General features: G+C 22.5%; 20 protein-coding genes, 3 tRNA genes and 1 rRNA gene. 16 read left to right on the top strand and 8 right to left on the bottom strand.

What is annotated here, in order from left to right; translation table 11 throughout:
- The first annotated feature begins 152 nt into the window (after window positions 1-152).
- Together M3Y47_RS00340 and M3Y47_RS00345 are read left to right on the top strand one after the other, a co-directional pair.
- Window positions 153-1,292, top strand: a complete 1,140-nt coding sequence (locus M3Y47_RS00340) for an EscU/YscU/HrcU family type III secretion system export apparatus switch protein (protein ID WP_252839511.1) — start codon at window positions 153-155, stop codon at window positions 1,290-1,292.
- Window positions 1,292-3,358 (top strand): flagellar biosynthesis protein FlhA, encoded by a 2,067-nt coding sequence (locus M3Y47_RS00345; protein WP_252839512.1) that lies wholly within the window; start codon window positions 1,292-1,294, stop codon window positions 3,356-3,358. Before M3Y47_RS00340 ends, M3Y47_RS00345 begins: the two co-directional genes overlap by 1 nt.
- A 4-nt stretch (window positions 3,359-3,362) precedes the next feature.
- Here the strand turns inward: M3Y47_RS00345 and argS are convergent, their stop codons facing one another.
- Window positions 3,363-5,084, bottom strand: coding sequence for an arginine--tRNA ligase (argS, locus tag M3Y47_RS00350; RefSeq protein ID WP_252839513.1), 1,722 nt, complete (start codon window positions 5,082-5,084; stop codon window positions 3,363-3,365).
- A 258-nt stretch (window positions 5,085-5,342) separates the two neighbouring features.
- On the opposite strand from argS, the gene M3Y47_RS00355 reads away from it, so the two are divergent.
- The 3 genes from M3Y47_RS00355 (at window position 5,343) to M3Y47_RS00365 (ending at window position 7,199) form a co-directional block, all read left to right on the top strand.
- Window positions 5,343-6,915, top strand: a 16S ribosomal RNA gene (locus tag M3Y47_RS00355).
- Window positions 6,916-6,985: 70 nt separating this feature from the next.
- Window positions 6,986-7,060: transfer RNA gene (locus M3Y47_RS00360), tRNA-Ile, on the top strand.
- 66 nt (window positions 7,061-7,126) lie between these two features.
- Window positions 7,127-7,199: transfer RNA gene (locus M3Y47_RS00365), tRNA-Ala, on the top strand.
- Between the two features lie 5 nt (window positions 7,200-7,204).
- Here M3Y47_RS00365 and gloB read toward each other — a convergent pair.
- Both gloB and rnhA read right to left on the bottom strand, forming a co-directional pair.
- Window positions 7,205-7,960 (bottom strand): hydroxyacylglutathione hydrolase, encoded by a 756-nt coding sequence (gene gloB, locus M3Y47_RS00370; RefSeq protein ID WP_252839514.1) that lies wholly within the window; start codon window positions 7,958-7,960, stop codon window positions 7,205-7,207.
- A gap of 28 nt (window positions 7,961-7,988) precedes the next feature.
- Window positions 7,989-8,465, bottom strand: coding sequence for a ribonuclease HI (rnhA, locus tag M3Y47_RS00375; RefSeq protein WP_252839515.1), 477 nt, complete (start codon window positions 8,463-8,465; stop codon window positions 7,989-7,991).
- Between the two features lie 34 nt (window positions 8,466-8,499).
- Here rnhA and dnaQ point away from each other — a divergent pair, with 34 nt between their 5' ends.
- The 5 genes from dnaQ (at window position 8,500) to tadA (ending at window position 11,335) form a co-directional block, all read left to right on the top strand.
- The gene (dnaQ, locus tag M3Y47_RS00380) at window positions 8,500-9,219 is read left to right on the top strand and encodes a DNA polymerase III subunit epsilon (RefSeq protein ID WP_252839516.1); all 720 of its coding nucleotides are present in this window, start codon (window positions 8,500-8,502) and stop codon (window positions 9,217-9,219) included.
- A gap of 66 nt (window positions 9,220-9,285) precedes the next feature.
- A tRNA-Asp gene (locus tag M3Y47_RS00385) sits at window positions 9,286-9,359 on the top strand.
- A 343-nt stretch (window positions 9,360-9,702) separates the two neighbouring features.
- A complete protein-coding gene (locus tag M3Y47_RS00390; protein WP_252839517.1) occupies window positions 9,703-10,230 on the top strand; it encodes a nucleotide exchange factor GrpE in 528 nt (175 codons plus the stop codon).
- Between the two features lie 161 nt (window positions 10,231-10,391).
- The gene (gene smpB / locus M3Y47_RS00395) at window positions 10,392-10,868 is read left to right on the top strand and encodes an SsrA-binding protein SmpB (protein WP_252839518.1); all 477 of its coding nucleotides are present in this window, start codon (window positions 10,392-10,394) and stop codon (window positions 10,866-10,868) included.
- Window positions 10,869-10,870: 2 nt separating this feature from the next.
- Window positions 10,871-11,335 (top strand): tRNA adenosine(34) deaminase TadA, encoded by a 465-nt coding sequence (gene tadA, locus M3Y47_RS00400; RefSeq protein ID WP_252839519.1) that lies wholly within the window; start codon window positions 10,871-10,873, stop codon window positions 11,333-11,335.
- A 15-nt stretch (window positions 11,336-11,350) separates the two neighbouring features.
- On the opposite strand, the gene acpS is transcribed toward tadA, so the two are convergent.
- The 5 genes from acpS to lepA form a co-directional block, all read right to left on the bottom strand.
- Entirely contained in the window at window positions 11,351-11,728 is a 378-nt protein-coding gene (gene acpS, locus M3Y47_RS00405) for a holo-ACP synthase (protein WP_252839520.1), read from the bottom strand.
- Window positions 11,729-11,774: 46 nt separating this feature from the next.
- Window positions 11,775-12,629 carry a GTPase Era gene (era, locus tag M3Y47_RS00410; protein WP_252839521.1) on the bottom strand — a complete coding sequence of 285 codons (855 nt, stop codon included), beginning with the start codon at window positions 12,627-12,629 and terminating at the stop codon, window positions 11,775-11,777.
- The gene (gene rnc, locus M3Y47_RS00415) at window positions 12,626-13,306 is read right to left on the bottom strand and encodes a ribonuclease III (protein WP_252839522.1); all 681 of its coding nucleotides are present in this window, start codon (window positions 13,304-13,306) and stop codon (window positions 12,626-12,628) included. The genes era and rnc overlap by 4 nt, the downstream gene beginning before the upstream one ends.
- Window positions 13,307-13,369: 63 nt before the next feature.
- On the bottom strand, window positions 13,370-14,209 hold the full coding sequence (gene lepB, locus M3Y47_RS00420; protein WP_252839523.1) for a signal peptidase I: 840 nt from the start codon (window positions 14,207-14,209) through the stop codon (window positions 13,370-13,372).
- 19 nt (window positions 14,210-14,228) lie between these two features.
- Window positions 14,229-16,019: a translation elongation factor 4 gene (gene lepA, locus M3Y47_RS00425; RefSeq protein WP_252839524.1), complete on the bottom strand. Its 1,791-nt coding sequence runs from the start codon at window positions 16,017-16,019 to the stop codon at window positions 14,229-14,231.
- A 278-nt stretch (window positions 16,020-16,297) separates the two neighbouring features.
- On the opposite strand from lepA, the gene mnmA reads away from it, so the two are divergent.
- From mnmA to lipB, 6 genes are all read left to right on the top strand, one after another.
- Entirely contained in the window at window positions 16,298-17,377 is a 1,080-nt protein-coding gene (gene mnmA, locus M3Y47_RS00430) for a tRNA 2-thiouridine(34) synthase MnmA (RefSeq protein ID WP_436835290.1), read from the top strand.
- A gap of 39 nt (window positions 17,378-17,416) precedes the next feature.
- Window positions 17,417-18,796, top strand: coding sequence for an adenylosuccinate lyase (gene purB, locus M3Y47_RS00435; RefSeq protein WP_252839525.1), 1,380 nt, complete (start codon window positions 17,417-17,419; stop codon window positions 18,794-18,796).
- Window positions 18,797-18,855: 59 nt separating this feature from the next.
- On the top strand, window positions 18,856-19,626 hold the full coding sequence (locus tag M3Y47_RS00440; RefSeq protein ID WP_252839526.1) for an enoyl-ACP reductase FabI: 771 nt from the start codon (window positions 18,856-18,858) through the stop codon (window positions 19,624-19,626).
- A 198-nt stretch (window positions 19,627-19,824) separates the two neighbouring features.
- Window positions 19,825-21,762: an exoribonuclease II gene (locus M3Y47_RS00445; RefSeq protein ID WP_252839527.1), complete on the top strand. Its 1,938-nt coding sequence runs from the start codon at window positions 19,825-19,827 to the stop codon at window positions 21,760-21,762.
- A gap of 137 nt (window positions 21,763-21,899) precedes the next feature.
- Complete coding sequence (locus M3Y47_RS00450) at window positions 21,900-22,523, top strand: YchE family NAAT transporter (RefSeq protein ID WP_252839528.1); 624 nt, start codon at window positions 21,900-21,902, stop codon at window positions 22,521-22,523.
- A gap of 104 nt (window positions 22,524-22,627) precedes the next feature.
- A complete protein-coding gene (gene lipB, locus M3Y47_RS00455) occupies window positions 22,628-23,296 on the top strand; it encodes a lipoyl(octanoyl) transferase LipB (RefSeq protein ID WP_252839529.1) in 669 nt (222 codons plus the stop codon).
- The last annotated feature ends 15 nt before the right edge of the window (window positions 23,297-23,311 follow it).

Below are 23,311 nucleotides of genomic sequence, written 5' to 3' on the forward strand. Positions count from 1 at the left end.
CTTATATAATATTAGAATTAAAAATTTTTTATAAGGTATTTTACATTTTTTTTCAGATATGAATATGAGTTATTAAAATAATTTTATATAATAAAATTTATATAGAAAAAAATTTTTTTTAATTTTTATTTTTTTATAAAAGGATTTTAATAATGTCTTATTATGAAAATAAAACGGAATCTCCTACAAAAAAAAAAATTAGAAAAGCAAAAAAATCTGGGATGAATATTTATTCTAAGAAATTAAATTCATTATTTTTGTTTTGTATATTTTTTCTAATTCTTTCTTTGTTTCAAAAAAAATTTTTTTTAGATTTAATTAATATTATTCGTTTTAGTTTAATTTTTGATCAAAATATTACAGAAAATAATTTTCAAGAAATATTTAATATATTTAAATATTGTTGTCGAGAATCTTTAAATATATTATTTATAATATTTTTTTTTATAATTTTATCAGTTTTCTTTTCTCCAACTATTTCTAGAAATTTTTCTTATAATATTAGAATGATAAATTTTGATACGAGACGTTTAAATATATTTTTAGGTATAAAAAAAATTTTTTCTGCTTCTATTTTTGTAAAATTTTTAAAGATATTTTTAAGTATTTTTATGTTATTTTTATTTTTAATATTTTATTTTTCAAATAATTTTATAAAAATTTTTTCTATAATGTATAAAAATTATGTTTTTTCTTTTATGGAAGGAATGAAAATAATTTTTGAATTACATTATCTTTTTTTAATTTTTTTGTTACCAATTGTATTTTTTGATATTTTATTGAAAAATTATTTATATAATAAAAAATTACGCATGAGTCATCAAGAATTACGAGATGAGTTTAAAAATTTAGAGGGTAATCCTCAAATAAAATCAAAAATGCGTGAAAAAATGAAATTTTTAATAAAAAAGAAAAGTATATTAGAAATTCAAAAATCTGATGTAATAATTACAAAATTTAAAAAATATGCAATTATTTTAAAGTATGATGAAAATAATATGATTGCTCCTAAAATAATTTTTAAAGGTTCAAAATATTTATTTTCAAAAATTTTAAAATTAGGAAAAAAATACAATATATTATTTTTAGATTTTCCTTTATTAGCTAAAATGTTATATAAGCATGGAGAAATAGGGAAATATATTCCATATGAATTTTATGAATCCGTTGCAGATGTGTTTGCATGGTTATGGAAATTACAAGAATGGAAAAAGAAAGGAGGAGAATATCCAAAATTTCAAAAAAAAATACATAAATTATTAAATATAAATGTTTTAGGAAAAAATAAATAATGAAAATTTTTTTTTCTTTATTCAATATTTTAAAAAAAAATAAAAATCTTCAATTAAAAAAATTATTGGTACCTTTTTTTATTTTAATAATTTTATCTATGATGATTATTCCTTTAAGACCAATTATTTTAGATATTCTGTTTACTTTTAATATTTTTTTATCTGTTTTAATTTTTTTAATAACAATGTTTACAAAAAATATTTTAGAATTTTCTATTTTTCCGATTCTTTTATTATTTACTACTTTATTTCGTTTATCTTTGAATATTGCTTCTACAAGAGTTATTTTATTAAATGGATATCAAGGAGAAAATGCCGCTGGTTATGTTATAGAATCTTTTGGTCATTTTTTGATTGGAAATAATTTAATAATTGGAATAGTGGTTTTTATTATTTTAATGATTATAAATTATATTGTAATTACTAAGGGAGCCGGCAGAATAGCTGAAGTTGGAGCTAGATTTATATTAGATGGCATGCCTGGAAAACAAATATCTATTGATTCTGATTTAAATGCAGGTTTAATAAAAAAAAAAGAAGCTCAAGAAAGACGAATAAAAATATCGCAAGAAGCTGATTTTTATGGTTCAATGGATGGTGCAAGTAAATTTATTAGAGGTGATGCTATTTCTAGTATTTTAATTATGATTATCAATATTTTGGGTGGGTTAATAATTGGAATTTTTCAGTATAATATGAATATTTTAGAAGCATCTCAAAGGTATACTTTATTAACTGTAGGAGATGGTCTTGTAGCACAAATTCCAGCTTTAGTTATTTCAACCGCTGCAGGTGTTATGATTACAAAAGTAGATAATAATAAAAATATTAGTGATGAAATTATTAATCAGTTATTTTCTAATATAAATATTATTTTTTTATCTGGAATAATAATTGGAATTTTTGGTTTGCTTCCTGGTATGCCGAATTTTATTTTTCTATTTTTTATAAGTTTTTTATTTCTTATTAGCTTTTGTTATCAAAATAAAAATGAAATTTTTTTAAAAAGTGATAATTCTAAAAGAAAAAAGGATAATTTAAATATTTCTTGGGATGATGTTCCATTAGAAGATTATATATCAATTTTTTTAGGAAAAAAAATATTTGATCTGATGAATGGGGAAAATAAAGAAGATTTTTTAACTAAAATTTTTTATGTTCGAAAAAAATATACTAATGAATTTGGTTTTTTACCTCCTAAAGTTAATATTCAAAATAATAATAATTTATTAGATTGTGAATATAAAATTTTTATTAAAGGAGTTGAAAGTGGATCAGGAGAAGTTTTTATAGATAAATTTCTTGCAATTAATTCCCATCTTGTAAAAGAAAAATTATCTTCTCAAGAAGTTCGTGATCCAGTTTTTAACTTTCAAGCTTTTTGGATTAATAAAAATTTAATAAATTATGCTATTCAAAAAAAATATACAGTAATAGATTCACAAACTGTGATTGTGACACATTTAGATCATTTAATTTCTAAGAATATTAGTGAATTTTTTGGTCGTCAAGAAACACAAGAATTATTAAATAAAGTTAATTTAAAATTTCCTCATTTAATAGAAGGATTAATTCCAGAAATATGTACATTAACTACGTTAAATAAGGTTTTACAAAATCTTTTATTAGAAGGAATCCCGATCAAAGATATTAGAACGATTTTAGAAACATTGATAGAAAATTCAACACTTCAAAATAATATAGATGATTTAACAAATATAATTCGTATTTCTTTAGGTAAATATATTGTTCAAAAATTTTATTTAAACTCACAAGATATTTACGCTATTGGTCTTTCTTCTAATACAGAAAAAATTTTATTAAATGCTTTAAAAAAATCTGTTAATCTAAGAATGGATTTTTTAAAGAAATTTTTTAAAAATGTTCAACGAGAAATAACAAATCAAGAATTGATGAATGCGCCTAAAGTAATTATTGTTCATCCTTCTTTAAGATATTTTATCTTTCGTTTATTACGTCCACATTTCTCTAATGTTCATATATTATCTCATTTAGAAATTCCTAATGATAAAAAAATTATTTTTAAAAATGTAATTAAATTTTAATTAATTATATAGATTCTATTGTTTCAATACCTAATAAGTTGAGTCCTTTTTTTAATATTTTAGAAACTAAAAATGATATTTTTAATCGGCTATTTCGTATTTTTTTATTTTTTTTATTTAAAATTTTATGTTTTTCATAAAATTTTGAATATATAGATGAAATTTTATACAGATATTTACATATTAAATGAGGTTGTCCTGTTTTAACTGTTTCTAATATTATTTCTTTGAATTCTAATATTTTTATAGATAGATTTAATTCATCATTGTTTACAAACATAATTTTCTCTTTTAAATTAGATACATTTTTTTTAAATCTTTTTAAGATAGAAAAGATTCTTATGTATGTATATTGTATATACAGAGATGTATTTCCTTCAAAAGAAATCATATTTTTAAATTTAAAAACATAATTAGTTTTTCTATTTTTAGATAAATCTGAATATTTTAAAGCTCCGATTCCAATTTTTTTAGATAAATCAGATAATTTATTTTTTGTGATTTTTTTGTTCTTTTTTAAAATAATTTTTTTTGCTCTTTGAATAGATGTTTGAATAAGATCAATTAATTTAATTGTTTTTCCAGAGCGAGTTTGAAATGGATGATTGTTCTGTGACAACATCATTCCGAATATATGATGTTTTATTTTTGTTTTTTGTGAAATATATCCTGCTTTTTTAGCAATTTCATATATTTGCTGAATATATTGTTTTTGACGAGAATCAATATAATATAATATTATATTTGCTTGTAATTTTTTGCATCGATATTTCATACATGCAATATCTATTGCAGAATATAAAAATACTCCACTTTTTTTTTGAAGTATAATTCCCATTTCCTCTCCTTTTCTATTTTTAAGATGTTTGAGGAAGACAATAACATTTCCGTTTTTTATAACAGCAATTTTTTTTTGAAGTAAATTTTTAATAATTTTTTTTACAATATGTTTATAAAAACTTTCTCCGCAAATATTTTGATCTTTTAAGCTAATATTCAGTAATTTATATATTTCTTTGTTTTTTTTTAAAGTTAATTGTACTACTTTTTTCCAGATATTATTATAATAATTGCAATTTTGTTGTAGTTTAGCTGTATATTTTTCTGTTTTTTGTAAAAATTTTTTATCAATTAATGAAGTTTTTTTTGCTTGACAATATATTTTTTCTATGTCGTTTATTGACATATTATTTATATCGTATATATTTTTTTTTTTTAGATAAGCAATTAACATTCCGAATTGATTACCCCAATCTCCGATATGGTTTACTCGAATGACATTATATCCAGTAAATTCCATTATTTTTGCCATAGAATCTCCTATGATTGTTGATCTTAAATGTCCAACATGCATAGATTTTGCAACGTTAGGTGAAGAATAATCTATTACAACTTTTTTATTATTTTTTTTAAAAAAAAATTCTTTTCTAAATATTTTTTCTATTTCTTTTATAACCCATTCTGGGTTTAAAAAAATATTTATAAAACATGGTTTAGAAAAATTTATTTTTTTTATCATTTTTTTATAATTTATTTTTTTTATGATTTTTTTTACTAAAATTAAATAATTAATTTTACATTTATTAGATATTGAAAATAAATTATTTATTTGAAAATGTCCCATTTTTTTAAATTTATTTTTTTGAATAATAATTGGAAAACAAATTTTTATATTATTTTTTATTAAACTATTTTCAATTTCTTTTTTTAATTTTTCTTTTATCATTAAATTTTCCTTTAATAATTCTATTTTTTTTGAAGATATTTTGTTTTAATGTAAAGAATATTATATATTTATATATTAATTTTTAACAAAATTTATTAAAATATATTTGACATTTTTTTGAATATGTTTTATTATTAAAAAACTTTAATTAGTAACGTTCTTTTAAAAAATATCAGAAAATTTGTGTGGGCACAGAAAAATTTAAGTGCAAAAATTAGTTATTAAGAATTAATTGAATTTAATTTTTCAAAGTTTTAAAAAATGAAGAGTTTGATCATGGCTCAGATTGAACGCTGGCGGCAAGCCTAACACATGCAAGTCGAGCGGCAGCGAAAGAGAAAAATTTATTTTTTTCTTGTCGGCGAGCGGCAAACGGGTGAGTAATATCTGGGGATCTACCCAAATAAGGGGGACAACTACTGGAAACGGTAGCTAATACCGCATAATGTTGAGAAACTAAAGGTGGGGGATTTATTATTTCTTTAGAAATACTAAACCTTACGTTTTTGGATGAACCCAGATGAGATTAGCTAGATGGTAAGGTAAAGGCTTACCATGGCGACGATCTCTAGCTGGTCTGAGAGGACGATCAGCCACACTGGAACTGAGACACGGTCCAGACTCCTACGGGAGGCAGCAGTGGGGAATATTGCACAATGGGCGAAAGCCTGATGCAGCTATGCCGCGTGTATGAAGAAGGCCTTAGGGTTGTAAAGTACTTTCGTTAGGGAAGAAAGAATTGTATATAATACATACATTTTATGACGTTACCTAAAAAAGAAGCACCGGCTAACTCCGTGCCAGCAGCCGCGGTAAGACGGAGGGTGCTAGCGTTAATCAGAATTACTGGGCGTAAAGAGCACGTAGGTTGTTTTTTAAGTCAGATGTGAAATCCCTGGGCTCAACTTAGGAATTGCATTTGAAACTAGAAAGCTAGAGTATCGTAGAGGGAGGTAGAATTCTAGGTGTAGCGGTGAAATGCGTAGATATCTGGAGGAATACCTGTGGCGAAAGCGGCCTCCTGGACGAATACTGACACTGAGGTGCGAAAGCGTGGGGAGCAAACAGGATTAGATACCCTGGTAGTCCATGCCGTAAACGATGTCGACTTGGAGGTTGTTTCCTTGAGAGATGACTTCCGTAGCTAACGCGTTAAGTCGACCGCCTGGGGAGTACGGCCGCAAGGCTAAAACTCAAATGAATTGACGGGGGCCCGCACAAGCGGTGGAGCATGTGGTTTAATTCGATGCAACGCGAAGAACCTTACCTGGTCTTGACATCCATAGAATTTCCTAGAGATAGGGAAGTGCCTTCGGGAGCTATGAGACAGGTGCTGCATGGCTGTCGTCAGCTCGTGTTGTGAAATGTTGGGTTAAGTCCCGCAACGAGCGCAACCCTTGTCCTCTGTTGCCATCGGTTCGGCCGGGAACTCAGAGGAAACCGCCGGTTATAAACCGGAGGAAGGTGGGGACGACGTCAAGTCATCATGGCCCTTACGACCAGGGCTACACACGTGCTACAATGGCGTATACAAAGAGAAGCAACTCTGCAAAGACAAGCCAATCTCACAAAGTGCGTCGTAGTTCGGATTGGAGTCTGCAACTCGACTCTATGAAGTCGGAATCGCTAGTAATCGTGGATCAGAATGCCACGGTGAATACGTTCCCGGGCCTTGTACACACCGCCCGTCACACCATGGGAGTGGATTGCAAAAGAAGCAAGTTGTTTAATCGTTTCCTAACGAAGGACGCTTACCACTTTGTGATTCATGACTGGGGTGAAGTCGTAACAAGGTAACCGTAGGGGAACCTGCGGTTGGATCACCTCCTTAAAAGTCACTTTATAAAATTTGTAAAGTGCCCACACAAATTTTCTGATATTTTTTAAGCTTTTTTAATTAAAGGCTTGTAGCTCAGTTTGGTTAGAGCGCACCCCTGATAAGGGTGAGGTCGGTGGTTCAAATCCGCTCAGGCCTATATTTTGACACCTTTATCATAAAAAAAATTTTTTAATTTTTATTTTAAAAAATTTTTAAAAACCAAGGGGCTATAGCTCAGCAGGGAGAGCGCCTGCTTTGCACGCAGGAGGCCAGCGGTTCGATCCCGCTTAGCTCCAAAAATTTAATACTGATCTTTTATTTTTCTTAAATTACAGAAATATTCAATTTTACTTGCAGAATTATACCAATAATTAATCATTTCTTTTATTCCTATTTCATCAATTCTTAAGAAGAAGTTAATTTTTTTTTCATCTTCAAGAAAACTATAACTAATTTTATTTTTAAAATTTTTTTTTAAAAAATTTAAATATTCTTGAATTAATAAATCTTTTTTATATATTTTTTTTGCAAATAATAAATTATTTATAGTATATTCATGTGAATTGAAAAATATTGTTTTTTTTGGTAAATTTTTTATTACATTTAAAGATTTATATAAATTTTTTGAACAACCTTGTGATGTATTTCCACACCCTCCAGAAAATAAAATATCACCACAAAAAAGGTATGGATATATATAGTAGGATATATCTTTATGAGTATGTCCTGGTGTAGGGAAAATTTTACATAATTGATTAAAGATAAAAATATTTTTCTTTTTTTTTATAATCACTTGATTTTTTTTTTGGATATTTTTTATTTTTTGAGGTGTAAATATTTTAATATTTGGATAATTTTGAAGTAATTTAAAAATTCCATGAATATGATCAAAATGCATATGTGTAAGAAAAATGTATATTGGGATGATTTTTTTTATTTCTAATTTTTTTATAATTGGTGTTGCTAATCCTGGATCAATTATTACGCATTTTTTATTTTTTTGTATGATCCATACTAGATTATCGTTAAATATTTTAATTTTTTGAATTAAAAGCATTCTTTATTTCTCTCTTTTTTTTTAATTTTTATTTTTTTTGATAAAATAAATATTTTTTATCTATTTTTGTTGGATTTTTTGCAGATTTTTTTGCATATATGTCACATAATTCATTTTCAAGATTTCCTGAATGACTCTTGATCCAAATCCATTCAATTTTTATATGTTTTTTAATAATTTTATTTAATCTCATCCAAAGGTCTAAATTTTTTATTTTTTTTTTATTTTTTTTATTCCAATTATTTTTTTTCCAGTGCATCATCCATTTAGTTACTCCATTATGTACATATTTACTATCAGTTTGAATAATTAAATTTGCAGAAATTTTAATTTTTTCTATTCCAATAATTACACTCATTAATTCCATTCTATTATTAGTGGTTAAAAAAAAACCTGAACTAAATTTTTTTTGAATTTTTTTATATTTAATAATAATGCAATACCCTCCTGGTCCAGGGTTTCCTAAACATGATCCATCTGTAAATATAGAAATTTTATTTTTCACTTTTACTTTTTCCTTTATTTTTTATAAATATAATATGAATAAATATTCTCGTAAAATTGTTTTAGATACTGAAACTACAGGGATGAATTCTTCTGGTCCAATATATTTAGATCACCGAATTATTGAAATTGGAGCAATTGAAATTATTAACAGAAAAATCACCAAAAATAGTTTTCATGTTTATCTTCAACCTAATCGATTGATAGATAAAGATGCTTATAAAGTACATGGGATATCAGATCAATTTTTATTAGATAAACCTCATTTTTCTGAAATTTATAAAAATTTTATTGATTATGTCAAAAATTCTGAATTAATTATTCATAATGCTAAATTTGATTTAGGTTTTATTAATTATGAACTAAGTTTGTTAAAAAAAGATATTTGCAAAATAGAAAATTATTGTTCAATTATAGATACTCTAAAATTATCAAGAAAAATTTTTCCAGGTAAAAAAAATAATTTAGATGCTTTATGCAAAAGGTATAAAATTCATCACGATAGAAAAAAACATAGCGCGATATTAGATGCTAGATTATTAGCTAATGTTTATTTATTGATGACATCTTTGCAAAAAACTTTTTTTTTTATGGATTTTAAAAAAGAAATTTTTTTTTCAAATAAAAAGAAAAAAAATTTTATAAAAAAAAGTTATATTCAAAAAAATACTAATAAAGAAAATCTTTTACATATAAAATATTTAAAAAATATGCAAAAAAAATCTAAATGTTTATGGATCAATAAGAAGATTTAAATAAAATATTGTTTTTTTTTAAAATTATAGTATAATTGATTTTAAGAATATTTAAATATATATTTTGGTGCGGTAGTTCAGTCGGTTAGAATATCGGCCTGTCACGCCGGAGGTCACGGGTTCGAGTCCCGTTCGCACCGAAGAATTTTTTATATTTTTTCTATAATTTCCTCAGATTATTCAATTATTTTGTTTTTAATATAAATTATAAGACAAAATATCTTTTTCTTTTCATGTTTTTTAAATTTATTTTAAACAGAGTGGATATTTCAAAAATATCTATTACTTTTTTGATTAAAATTTACTTTGATTCAAAGTTTAATTATTATTTCTAAAAGATGTTTTAAAATATCAACAGATAGATTAATCTTAGAATATACCTTTAATCAAAAAAAATTTATAATAAAAAATTTTCAATATTTTTTATTTTTTTTATGAAAAATAATTTTTTTAATTTGTATTAAAATAAATTAAGGAAATAATATGTCTTTAAAAGAAAAAAAAAAATTACAGAAAAAGATTAAAAATCTAGAATCATTAGAAAATCTAAAAAAAATAAAATCTTTAAAATCTAAGTTTTTAGAATTAAAAGAAAAATATAAATCTTGCAAAAAAAATAATAAAAAATATTTTAAAAAAATGAAATTAAGATTAATAAAAGAAAATACTTTGAAATATAAATTTTCTTTAGAAAAAATTATTATTTCATTACTACCTATTATAGATAGTTTAGAAATGGCTTTAAAAACTATTTTAAATTCACAAAATAATATTCCAAAGATTTCTGAAAAATTATTAGAAAATAATATTTTTCTTTTGCAGACGCTTTTAAAAAACGGTGTTACTGTAATTGAAAAAGTAAATGTTGTTTTTGATCCGTCCATACATCAAGCTATGTTTTTAAAAAAATCTAAAAAAATTAAAAAAAATCATGTCATACAAGTATTGCAGAAAGGTTATTTATTAAATAATCGTTTATTACGACCAGCTATGGTTTCTATATCGAGTTAATAAATTTTTTCTTTTATTTTATATGAAGATATAAATTGCATAAGTCTTGGTATGATTATTTAAATCAAGACTTTAAAAAAACTTATAAATATAAATATATTTTAGAGAAACATTTTTAAAATGAATAAATAATTTTATATAGATCATTTTCTTAAAATATCATGATAAAGAAAAATAAAAAAAAAATTATATCATTTAATAAAAAAGTAAAATTTAATTTTTTTATTAAAAAAAAATTTGTTGCAGGAATTGTTTTACAGGGATGGGAAGTAAAATCTTTACGTCAAGGAAAAATTAATATTAGCAGAAGTTATATTTTATTACGTGATAATGAAATCTATTTAGTAAATTGTGAAATACAACCTTTAAAAAGTGCTTTTTTATTTCATTCATCACAATTTTTTAATAGAAACAGAAAATTATTACTATTAAAAAAAGAAATACATTTTCTTGCAAATGAAATTAATAAGAATAATAAGTATACTATTGTTCCAATTTCTGTTTTTTGGAAAAATTCTTTTTGTAAACTTAATATAGGTTTAGCTTTAGGGAAAAAATTATACGATAAAAGACATGAGAAAAAAAATAAGTTTTTAAAAAGAGAGTTATCCAGAATTTGTAAAAATTTTAAAATTTGAATATGAAAAAAATAAATAATTTAAAAAAAAATGAATATTGGATGGAGATTGCATTATTTTTCGCAAGAGTCGCATTGAATCAAGGTGAAATTCCAGTTGGAGCAATATTGGTACATAAAAATAAAATTATTGGAGTGGGGTGGAATAATTCTATTAAAAAAAATGATCCAACTGGTCATGCAGAAATTCTTGCGTTAAGAAAGGGAGGAATGTATTTAAAAAATTATAGATTATTAAAATCCACTTTATATGTTACTTTAGAGCCTTGTTTAATGTGTTTAGGAGCTGTTTTAAATAGTAGAATTCAAACATTAGTAATAGGAGCTAATCAAAAAAAAATAAATAATTTTTTATATTTGAGTAAATTTATTTTAAAAAATAAAAAATTAAAAATTGAAGTGATCAAAAATGTTTTAAAAAGAAAATGTTCTTTTTTATTAAAAAATTTTTTTTTAACAAAAAGATGAAATAAATGATGTATTTTATTTCAATATGACAATTGCTTGTACATATTTTTTTTCACTAGTATAACTAACATAAGATTTTGTAATTTTTAATAAAATATTATTTATAAAAATTTTTTTTAGAAATCTTATTTTCGGTTGATTAAATTTATTATTATATACTTCAATTTTTTTAAATGATATTCCTTTTCTCATTCCAATTCCAATAGCTTTACACGCAGCTTCTTTAATAACAAAACTTTTGGCTAAAAAATTTATTTTTCTTGTATTTTCATAATAATGAAATTTTTCTTTTACTGTTAAAATTTTTTTTAAAAATTTTTTTTCATGTATTTGAGAAATTTTTTTTAAACGTTTAATTCGTAAGAGATCAATGCCAACACCAATGATTTTCATAATTATTATTTTTTAAAATGAATAGATAATTTTTTATATAATATTGTTAAAATTTTTTATGTTTGATCCATATGTAAAGATGAATATTTTTTTTTAATATTTTTTTTATATCTTTTCTTGCTAAGAGACTTAATAATTTTATTTTATTTCCCTTCGTTCCTATAAATATTTTTTTTTGTCTTGCATATTTGACGTAAATATTAGATTTAATAATTATTTCTCCATATTGATTTGGTATCATAGAATAAATTTTAATATTTATGATATAAGGCAATTCATCCCCAAAATATCTCATAATTTTTTCTCTGATGATTTCTTTTATTTTAAATTTAGTAGAAGAATTTTCACATTTATTTTTATGAAATTCATGTTTATTTTTGGGAAGATTCTTTTTAATTATTTTTTTAAGAATATTAATATTTTCTCCTGTTTTAGATGAAATTGGTATAATTTCTTTAAAAAAACATTTTTCTTTAATTTTTTTAATAAAAGGTAAGATAATATTTTTTTTTTTTATTTTATCGATTTTATTTAAAACAATTAAAAGAATGATTTTTTTTTTTTTAAAAAAATTTGTGATTATCTGTATATTTTTTTCAAGTAGTAATTTATCAAGTACGAAAATTATTATTTTTATTTTTTTATTAATTTTTTGATTGAAATATATGTTTTTTAAAAATTTTTTTTTATTATTATGTCTTGTTAATCCAGGTGTGTCAATATAAATAAATTGATAATTTTTTATTGTTTGTATTCCTAAAATTTTTTTTTGTGTGGTGTTTCTTTTTTTTGAAGTAATTGAAATTTTTTTCTCAACTAATTTATTCATTAAACTAGATTTTCCTGTATTTTGATTTCCTATAATAAGAATTTCACCACAATATTTTTGTTTTTTTTTCATTCTATTCCCAATTTTATTAATGCGTATTGAGCAGCGTTTTGTTCTGCTTTTCTTCGGCTTGATCCAATTCCAACGAAATTTTTTGAAGTATTTAAAACTTTGCATTCGACTGTAAATAGTTGATTATGTGCTTCTCCACATGTTTTAATCACTTTATATATTGGTAATTGTAAATGTTTAGATTGTAAATGTTCTTGAAGTCTTGTTTTAGAATCTTTTTGTGTTTTTTCAGGACGAATGCTTTTCAATCTTTTTTGATACCATTTTAAAATTAATTTTTCTACTGTTTTTATATTACTATCTAAAAATATACTTCCAATAATAGCTTCTACGGTATTTGCTAATATTGATTCCCTTTTAAATCCTCCGCTCTTTAATTCTCCTGGTCCTAGTTTCAAATGTTCACCTAAATCAAATTCATTTGCTATTTCTGCTAGTGTATTTCCTCTTACTAAAGAAGCTCTTATTCTACTCATTTCCCCTTCATTGAGTTTAGGAAAACATTTATACAAAGCATGAGCGATAACAAAACTTAAAATAGAATCTCCTAAAAATTCTAATCTTTCATTATGATTTATATTAGAACTCCGATGAGTTAATGCTTGTTTTAAAAGTGATTTTTTCGTATATACGTATCCTAGTATTTTTTGAATGTTTTTTTTTTCAATAGAATCCATGATTTACCAATTTTATTTTCATAATGCATATTTTATTTAAATAATATTTTATGAATAAAAATATTAATTTAAATATAGAGCTTGTCCAATTCTATAAAATCTTATTCCAAATGGAAATATATTACTATTTTGTTTCACGCTAAACCACACTATAGTTGCTTTACCGATTAAGTTTTCTTCAGGAACAAATCCCCAATAACGACTATCAGAACTATTATCTCTATTATCTCCTAAAACAAAATATTGGTTATCTGGAACTTTCCATGTACCTTGCTTCATATTTTTTTGTTGAAAATAAAGTTGATTGTTATCATATTTATCTTGTTCAACGCAAATAATATAATGAACATTTTTTATGATTTCTTGTTTATAAGAATTTTGTTCATCATTTATTTTTTTATATTTTACTAATTCAATAGAATAAAATGTTTTATTGTTATGATTATGAATGGATATTTCTTTTTTTAACATTTTATATTGAATATAATCTCCTGGTAATCCAACAAATCTTTTTATATAATTTATATTTTTATTTTTTGGATATTGAAAAACTCCAATATCTCCTCTTTGAGGGGAATTAATGTGAAATAATATTTTATCATTAAAGGGATTTCTGATATTATATGCAAATTTATTTACTAATATAAAATCTCCTGATAAAATAGTTGGTAACATTGAATTAGAAGGAATACTAAATGGTTCAAATAAAAACGTTCGTGTCATAAATATGATAAATAAAATAGGAAAAATGTTACTCGTTGATTTTTTTTGTTTTTGGTAGATAAAATATTCAATTTTTGTTAATGTATATTTATTATATATATTTTGAACTTTTTCTATGAACCATAAAATTCCCATACAAGTAACAAAAATAGAAAAACATATTATGAAAATATTGTGCATATTATGCCTTTTGATTTATTTAATTTGTGTTTAAAAGAGAAAAAAATGCTGTTTTAGGTAATTTAATTTTTCCAATTCTTTTCATTTTTTTTTTGCCTAATTTTTGTTTTTGTAGTAATTTTTTTTTTCTAGATATGTCACCTCCATAACATTTAGATAAAACATTTTTTCTTAACTGTGGAATAGTTACACGTGCAATTATTTTATTATGAATTGCTGCTTGAATTGAAATATTAAATTGTTGTCTAGGTATAATTTTTTTCATTTTTTCAACTATTTCTTTTCCTTTTTTATAACAAGAATCTTTATGTACAATTAAAGATAGAGCATCAATTTTTTCAGAGTTCAATAAAATATTTAAGCAAATTAAATTAGATTTTTTATATTTTTTAAATTTATATTCTAATGATGCATAACCACTAGAAACTGATTTAATTTGATCAAAAAAATTGAAAATAATTTCAGAAATTGGAATATCATACGTTAATGACACTTGATGAGTATGATAAACCATTTTTTTCTGAATTCCTCTTTTTTGAACGCATAAAGATATAATATTTCCAATATATTTTTGTGGAAATAGAATAATACATTCTGCTATTGGTTCACGAATTTCGCGGTATTTGTCTTTAGATGGAAAATCTATAGGCGAATTAATATAAATAATTTTATTTTTATCGATCATTTGTATTTCGTAAATTACTGTAGGTGGAGTGGAAATTAAATTAAGATTATATTCTCGCTCTAATCTTTCTTGTATAATTTCCATATGTAATGTTCCTAAAAATCCGCATTTAAAACCGAAACCTAGAGCTTTAGAATTTTCTGGTTCATAAAATAATGATGCATCATTTAAGCTTAATTTTACTAATGCGTCTTTAAAATTTTTATATTGACTTGCATTGATTGGATATAATCCAGCATATATTTGTGGTTTTATTTTTTTAAATCCAGGAAGTGCTTTTTCACATGGGTTTTTTTCTGAAGTTAAAGTATCTCCTACAGGAGCAGAAGATATATTTTTAATGCCACAAATAACCCATCCAACTTCTCCGCATTTTAATTTGTTTAAAGAAATTTGTTTAGGTGTAAAAATTCCTAGTTTTTCAATTTTATATATTTTTTTTGAACTCATTAATTGAATTTTTGAACCTTTTTGTAAAAAACCGTTTTTAATACGTATTAAACATACCACTCCTAAGTAATTATCAAACCATGAATCAATAATAATTGCTTGTAAAGGATTTTTATTTTTTCCAGATGGATATGGTATTTCATGAACGATTTTTTCTAATAAAGTATTTATACCTAATCCTGTTTTTGCAGAACAGGAAATAGCATGTTGAGAAGAAATTCCAATAATATCTTCTATATCTGATTTCACTCTATTTATGTCAGCATGTGGTAAATCAATTTTATTAATTACTGGAATAATTTTTATGTTCATGTTTAATGCTGTATAACAATTTGAAAGAGTTTGCGCTTCTATTCCTTGAGTGGAATCAATAACTAATAATGCACCTTCACAAGCTGATAAAGATCTTTCAACTTCATAGGAGAAATTTACATGTCCAGGAGTATCAATAAAATTTAAATTATATTTTTTTCTATTTTTTGCTGTATAATTTATCGTTACTGTTTGAGCTTTTATTGTAATTCCTCTTTCTTTTTCTATGTCCATAGTGTCTAACATACAAGGAGAAATTTCTCTTTCGGTTAGATTCCCACATATTTGAATTAATCTATCAGCAAGAGTAGATTTTCCATGATCTATATGCGCAATAATAGAAAAATTTCTTATCTTTTTCATTAAATTTTAATACCATGAAAGTTACAATTAAAGATTATAAATGATTTTTTTAGATGTTTTGAAAATTCATATGTTGGAAAATTTTTTTTAATTTATATTGAATATTTTGATAATTTATATATTAACTTATATTATAATAATTCTTATATATTTTTGTTTTTTGTATTTTAAATTTAAATTATTAACTATATCATAATTCATTATAATAAAAAAAGTAAGGTATAGATTTTTAGAATATAAAGGAAAATATTTTGTTTAAAAAAAAAGTTATTGTTGCTATGTCTGGAGGAGTTGATTCATCTGTTTCTGCTTTTTTATTAAAAAAAAAATATCATGTGGAAGGTGTTTTTATGAAAAATTGGGAAGAAGATGATGATTCAGAATATTGTCATTCTAAAAAAGATTTAGAAGATGCAAAAAATGTTTGTAAAACATTAAATATTTACCTTCATACAGTAAATTTTTCATTAGAGTATTGGAATAATGTTTTTCAAAAATTTTTATCTGAACATCAAAAAGGAAGAACTCCAAATCCTGATATATTATGTAATAAAGAGATAAAATTTCATTATTTTTTAAAATTTTCTATAGAATATTTAAAAGCTGATTATATATCTACTGGTCATTATGCTATAAATTATTTTAAAAATAAAATGTTTTATTTATTAAAAGGAATCGATAAAACAAAAGATCAAAGTTATTTTTTATATACTTTAACGCAAGATCAATTAAAAAAAATTTTATTTCCTTTAGGGTATTTAAAAAAGAACAAAGTAAGAAAAATAGCTAAAAAATTAAAATTATCTGTTTATAAAAAAAAAGATTCTACTGGAATATGTTTTATACAACCAAAATTTTATAAAAAATTTTTAGATAATTATTTGACTGTTTGTCCTGGGTTAATTATGACTGTTAGAAAGAAAATTGTTGGACAGCATTCTGGTTTATTTCATTATACTTTAGGTCAAAGAAGAGGATTAAATATCGGTGGACTAAAAAGATTTTATAATATTCCGTGGTATGTTGTAGGTAAAGATATAAAAAATAATATATTAATTGTCACGCAAGGAAAAAATAGTATTTATTTATTATCTAAAGGTTTATATATACATAAAATACATTGGATTAATCAAGAATTAATTGTTTTTCCTTTAAAATGTATGATTAAAACAAGATATTTACAAAAAGAATGTCTATGTGTAATAAATAAGAATCATAAAAATGTTTTTAAAGTAATATTTAACTCTTATATTTCTTCAGTTACTCCTGGACAATCTGCAGTTTTTTATTTAAATAATATTTGTTTGGGAGGTGGCGTGATTTCAAAAAATATTCCAATTAAAAATTTTTTTAAATAATAAATATAAAATTATTTAATTTTTAAATAAGGGAAAAATATGATATTTTCATATTTAAAATCTATTTCTCCATTAGATGGTCGATATAATAAAATTACTAAGGGTTTAAGACAAATTTTTAGTGAATATGGATTTATCAAATATCGAATAATGATCGAAATTTTCTGGTTAAAATATTTATCTAAAATTCCAGAAATTCCTGAAATATCATTAGATGATGATAGTAATGATATATTAAATAATATTATTAAAAATTTTAATTTAAATGATGCAAATCAAATAAAAAATATCGAAAAATATACAAATCACGATTTAAAGGCTATTATTCTATTTTTAGAAAAAAAAATAAAAAAAATAAAAAATTCAAAAAAAATTATAGGGTTTATTCATTTTTCATGTACTTCTGAAGATATTAATAATCTTGCTTATGCATTGATGTTAAAGAAAGCAAAAGAAAAATATATTTTGATATATTGGAAAAAGATTATTAAAAAAATGGATTATATGGCTTATAAATATAGAAAAAATGTTATTTTATCTAGAACTCATGGACAACCTGCTACACCTTCTACTATAGGTAAAGAAATTGCTAATTTTTCTTATAGATTAAAAAGACAAATGGAACAATTAAAAAAAATAGAAATATTAGGAAAATTTAATGGAGCAGTTGGATGTTATAATGCACATGTTTTTGCATATCCTGATTTAAATTGGGAAAAAATTAATCGATATTTTGTAGAATCTTTAAATATTACATGGAATCCATATACTACTCAAATTGAACCACATGATTATATATCAGAATTTCTATTATGTATGTTTAGATTTAATACAATTTTAATTGATTTTAATAGAGACATTTGGGGTTATATTTCTTTAAAATATTTTATACAAAAGATTAATTTTCGAGAAACTGGTTCTTCTACTATGCCTCATAAAGTTAATCCAATTGATTTTGAAAATTCTGAAGGAAATTTAGGAATTTCAAATGCTTTAATACAACATTTTTCTTCTAAATTACCTATTTCACGTTGGCAAAGAGATTTAAGTGATTCTACTGTTTTAAGAAATTTAGGAAGTATAATTTCTTATTCTATTATTAGTTATCATTTTAATTTAATTGGCATAAATAAGATAAAGGTTTATAAAAAAAATTTATTAAAAGATTTAAAAAAAAATTGGGAAATTTTATTAGAACCTATACAAATAACTATGAAAAAAATGGGTATAAAAAATTCTTATGAAAAAGTTAAAAATTTATTTCGTGGGAAAAAAGTCAATTATAAAATTCTTAAAAAATTTATTGATAACTTAAAAATTTCCGATTTAGAAAAGTATAAATTATATAATTTAACTCCTTTCAATTATCTTGGTTTATCCATTAATCTTGCAAAAAAAATTAATTTATATAAATATTAGTTTTAAAAAATATTTTTATAAAGTAAATTATTTTTTAAAATAATTCAATAGGTTCAAGAATGAGTTTTTTATCTCAAAAAAAAATTTTAATAGTGGGACTATATAATAAATTTTCCATTGCATACGGTATTGCAAAATCTATGCATTTTTATGGAGCAAAATTAGCATTCACATATAAAAAAAAAAAATATGAAAATAAAATTAAATTTATCGCAAAAAAATTTAATTCGAATATTTTTTTTAAATGTAATTTTAAAAATGATATTGAAATAAAAAATTTATCTGTAAATTTAAAAAAAAAATGGAAAAAATTTGATGGTATTGTTCATTCTATTGCTTTTTTAAAAAAAAAATATTTTCATAAAAATTATATGCGTTTTATCAATCGAAAAGCTTTTATTGCATCTCATGAAATTAGTTCATATAGTTTTGTAGCATTAGCAAAATATTTTAAAAATAGTTTAAATGATAATTCGAGTTTATTAACTGTATCTTATTTAGGATCAAAAAGGTTTATTCCAGGATATAATTTTATGGCTTTAGCAAAAGCTTCATTAGAAGCGAATGTACGATATATGGCGTGTTCATTAGGTCCAAAAATACGAGTGAATGCAATTTCTTCAGGACCAATTAAAACTATCTCTTCGTATAGAATTGATAATTTTAAAAAAATTTTATCTATTTATGAAAAAAATTCTCCTATCAAGAGAAATATATCTATTCGAGAAATTGGAAATTCAGCTTCTTTTTTAATAAGTGATTTAGCTTCTGGAATTACCGGACAAGTTATATATGTCGACGGTGGATTTAATATTATCGGAGTATATTAAACTTTTATACAATATTTCAAGTTATAACAGTAATAATTTTAATTAATTTTATTAATTTAATATAATTTTGTTCTTTGATAAAAATAATAGTATATTAATTTTATATATTTTATATATAAAATATTAATATATCATGTAAATCTTTTATAAAAATTTTTAATAAAAATATTTTAAAATAATGTTTTAGGTAAAAAAATTATGTTTCAAAAAAATAATGTTTTAATGAAATTAAAAAAACAATTTAAAATACATGCAAAAAGAGTAGAAGGTGTAGTTAAAAAATCTGAAAAAGGTTTCGGATTTTTAGAAATAGATTCTAAGATAAGTTATTTTATTCCTCCTAAAAAAATAAAAAAAGTTATACATGGAGATAAAATAATTGCAAAAATAGGATTTTCTAAAAATAGAGAAATTGTCATTCCTGAAAAACTATTAGAATCTTTTTTAACTATATTTGTTGGGAGATTGCAGATATTAAATAAAAAGTTTTTTATTATTCCAGATTATCCTTTGATTCATGAATGTATACCATGTACTTTTTTAAAAGATAATCTTTTAAATTTTGAATCAGGAGATTGGTTTTTAGCAAAATTAACACAACATAAGTTAAAAGATAATAATTTTTTTCATGCAGAATTAATTAAATTTATTTCAAAAAAAAGAGATCCATTTGCTCGTTGGTGGGTAACTTTATCCAAATATAATCTAAAAAAAGAAGAACCAAAAGTAAACTTAGATAATCTTTCTATTTCATGTTCTGATCACAGACAAGATTTAACTAATTTATCTTTTATTACAATTGATAATAAAAATACAAAAGATATTGATGATGCTTTATTTGTTAAAAAAAAAAGAGATAATTCTTTTCAATTAATAGTAGCAATATCTGATACAACTTCTTTTATAGATACTAATAGTGAACTCGATAATATTGCTTCTGAAAGAGGTTTTACAAATTATTTACCTGGATTTAATGTTCCGATGTTACCTAGAATTCTTTCTGAAAATTTATGTTCATTACAACCAAATGAAAAGCGTCCTGTATTAGCTTGTAAAATTTATATTTCTCAAGATGGTAGAATTAAAAATAAAAATAAATTTTTTATAGCTTGGATAAAATCTAAAGCGAAATTGTCATATAGTAATGTTTCTGATTGGTTAGAAAAAAAGAAATCTTGGATTTCTGATGATATAGCTGTTCAAGAACAGTTATTATTATTACATAAATTATGTTTGTCTCGGATGAAATGGAGAAAAGAAAATGCTTTAATTTTTCCAGAAAGAAAGGAATATAAATTTCATTTATCTAAAAAGTGTGAAGTTTTAAAAATTTCAATAGATCATAGAAGAATTGCTCATAAAATCGTAGAAGAATGTATGATATCTGCGAATTTTGTTGCTGGAAAATTTTTATCACAAAAAGAAGGTTTTGGATTATATAATAATCACTCTGGTTTTGATATCTCAAGCGCAAAAAATATTTCTCTTTTATTAAAAAAAAATAATATCTTTATCACGCCAAAAGAATTATTAACTTTAAAAGGTTTTTGTAAATTATATAGAATATTAAAAAAGAAAAAATATAAATATTTAAATAGTCAAATAAAAAAATTTCAATCTTTTAGTGAAATTAGTTTTCTTCCAAATCCGCATTTTGCTCTTGGTTTGAAAAAATATGCAACATGGACTTCGCCTATTCGAAAATATGGAGATATTATCAATCATAGATTTTTAAAATCTATAATTTTAAATAAAAATCCTGTACTTTTAAAAAATAGTATTTTACAAAAAATATCTGATCAAAAGAGAAAACATAGATTATCAGAACGTGATATTGAAGATTTTCTATATATTCAATATTTTCAAAAAAATAATTCGTATAAAGAAATATTTGATGCAGAAATTATTGATATTTGTCGAGGAGGTATTAGAGCTAAAATCTTAAAAAATGGAGCAAATATATTTGTTCCTAAATCATTTATTTATTGCAATCGTTCTGTAATAGATTTAAACATAGATAAAGGAATAATTTATATTAAAGGAAAAGTTTTTTATAAAATTACAGATATTTTGAAAGTTCAGTTAACGGAAGTTAGAATGGATAAAAAAAGTATTATTGCTAAAATAATTATATAAAAAAAGATAATATTTTTCTTGATGTAAAATATTTGAAATATTTTTTGTTTTAAACTTAAAATAAATTTTTTATAATAATTCTGTGATTGAATTTTTATTTTATTTATGAAAAATTTTTTATTTTATGAGGAAAATATGTGAATACATTACATTGTGATTTTTTAATTTATATTAAATTTTTTTTTAATTTATTTATTTTAGTTAACCCTATAGGTATGATACCTATTTTTACAAGTATGACAAATCGTTTTTCTGATTCTGAACGTCAGAAAATTAATTTTACAGCAAATCTTTCTGCATGTATTATTTTATGTATTTCTTTGCTTTTAGGAAAATTTATATTAAATTTTTTTGGAATTTCTTTAGAATCGTTTAGAATATCTGGAGGTATTCTTATTCTTATAATTGCAATTTCGATGATTCATAATAAAAATTTTTTTAACAAAAATAAAAAAAAACAAAAAAAAATTTCTTCAGATATTGCTATTATACCTTTATCTATACCATTAATAGCTGGTCCAGGTACAATTAGTTCAACAATATTATGGGGAACTAAAAATACACATTTTATAAATACTTTTTTATGTATTTTAGTTATTTGCATGTTTTTTGCATTGTGTTATATTATTTTTAAATTATCTCCTTGTTTTATAAAAATTTTAGGTAATCTTGGAATTAAAATTATTACAAAAATTATGGGTATTTTATTATTAGGATTAGGAATAGAATTTATCACATCCGGTATAAAAGCTGTAGTATGAAAAAGATTGTTTTAGATATATATATCTACTTTATTTAAATATTTAATAATTTTTTACTATTTATTAAAATACGGAATAAAAAAAATAAAAAAATAAAATAATTTATGAAAAAAATTTATATACGTAATTTTGGAAGAACTGAATGGAATTTAATTTCTAGTGCTATGCATATTTTTACAGAATCTCGTTCTAAAAAAACACCAGATGAATTATGGTTTACTGAACATAATTCTATTTTTACTAAAGGATTATCTGAAAATAATGAAAATATTATTAAAGAATATTTTAATATACCAATTGTTCAATGTGATCGAGGAGGAAAAATTACATATCATGGACCAGGTCAACAATTAATATATATTTTAATTAATTTTAGATTAAATAAAATAAAAATTAGAAATTTTATTTTTCTTATTGAACAAGTAGTTATTAAAACATTAAAAGAATTTTCTATTTTTTCCTATAATATTCCAAAATTTCCTGGAGTTTATATTAATAAAAAAAAATTTTGTTCTATTGGTTTGCGTATTAAAAATAGTTGTTCTTTACACGGAATTTCATGTAATATTAATACCAATTTAGATTATTATAAATATATACAACCTTGTGGAAATAAATTTATACAAATGATTAATTTATGCGATATAAATCCACACATAACAATAGATATTTTCCGAAAAAAATTTATTAAAATTTTTTTGAGCGTGTTTAAATATCAAGCAATTTATAAATCTTCATATAATTTTCTTCATAAAATATATAATATCTTTTAAAGATAATATATTTTA

It is taken from the genome of Buchnera aphidicola (Sipha maydis) (assembly GCF_024029855.1).
GTDB lineage: Bacteria > Pseudomonadota > Gammaproteobacteria > Enterobacterales > Enterobacteriaceae > Buchnera_J > Buchnera_J aphidicola_BI.

Excerpts from the sequence above, each read along its gene's own strand:
- era (WP_252839521.1), bottom strand. The coding sequence starts at position 12,629 with ATGAAAAAAAAACAAAAATATTGTGGTGAAATTCTTATTATAGGAAAT.
- M3Y47_RS00340 (WP_252839511.1), top strand. The coding sequence starts at position 153 with ATGTCTTATTATGAAAATAAAACGGAATCTCCTACAAAAAAAAAAATT.
- M3Y47_RS00440 (WP_252839526.1), top strand. The coding sequence starts at position 18,856 with ATGAGTTTTTTATCTCAAAAAAAAATTTTAATAGTGGGACTATATAAT.
- dnaQ (WP_252839516.1), top strand. The coding sequence starts at position 8,500 with ATGAATAAATATTCTCGTAAAATTGTTTTAGATACTGAAACTACAGGG.
- mnmA (WP_436835290.1), top strand. The coding sequence starts at position 16,298 with ATGTCTGGAGGAGTTGATTCATCTGTTTCTGCTTTTTTATTAAAAAAA.
- rnc (WP_252839522.1), bottom strand. The coding sequence starts at position 13,306 with ATGGATTCTATTGAAAAAAAAAACATTCAAAAAATACTAGGATACGTA.
- M3Y47_RS00345 (WP_252839512.1), top strand. The coding sequence starts at position 1,292 with ATGAAAATTTTTTTTTCTTTATTCAATATTTTAAAAAAAAATAAAAAT.
- M3Y47_RS00445 (WP_252839527.1), top strand. The coding sequence starts at position 19,825 with ATGTTTCAAAAAAATAATGTTTTAATGAAATTAAAAAAACAATTTAAA.
- acpS (WP_252839520.1), bottom strand. The coding sequence starts at position 11,728 with ATGAAAATCATTGGTGTTGGCATTGATCTCTTACGAATTAAACGTTTA.
- argS (WP_252839513.1), bottom strand. The coding sequence starts at position 5,084 with ATGATAAAAGAAAAATTAAAAAAAGAAATTGAAAATAGTTTAATAAAA.
- M3Y47_RS00390 (WP_252839517.1), top strand. The coding sequence starts at position 9,703 with ATGTCTTTAAAAGAAAAAAAAAAATTACAGAAAAAGATTAAAAATCTA.
- lipB (WP_252839529.1), top strand. The coding sequence starts at position 22,628 with ATGAAAAAAATTTATATACGTAATTTTGGAAGAACTGAATGGAATTTA.
- lepB (WP_252839523.1), bottom strand. The coding sequence starts at position 14,209 with ATGCACAATATTTTCATAATATGTTTTTCTATTTTTGTTACTTGTATG.
- gloB (WP_252839514.1), bottom strand. The coding sequence starts at position 7,960 with ATGCTTTTAATTCAAAAAATTAAAATATTTAACGATAATCTAGTATGG.
- purB (WP_252839525.1), top strand. The coding sequence starts at position 17,417 with ATGATATTTTCATATTTAAAATCTATTTCTCCATTAGATGGTCGATAT.
- smpB (WP_252839518.1), top strand. The coding sequence starts at position 10,392 with ATGATAAAGAAAAATAAAAAAAAAATTATATCATTTAATAAAAAAGTA.
- tadA (WP_252839519.1), top strand. The coding sequence starts at position 10,871 with ATGAAAAAAATAAATAATTTAAAAAAAAATGAATATTGGATGGAGATT.
- lepA (WP_252839524.1), bottom strand. The coding sequence starts at position 16,019 with ATGAAAAAGATAAGAAATTTTTCTATTATTGCGCATATAGATCATGGA.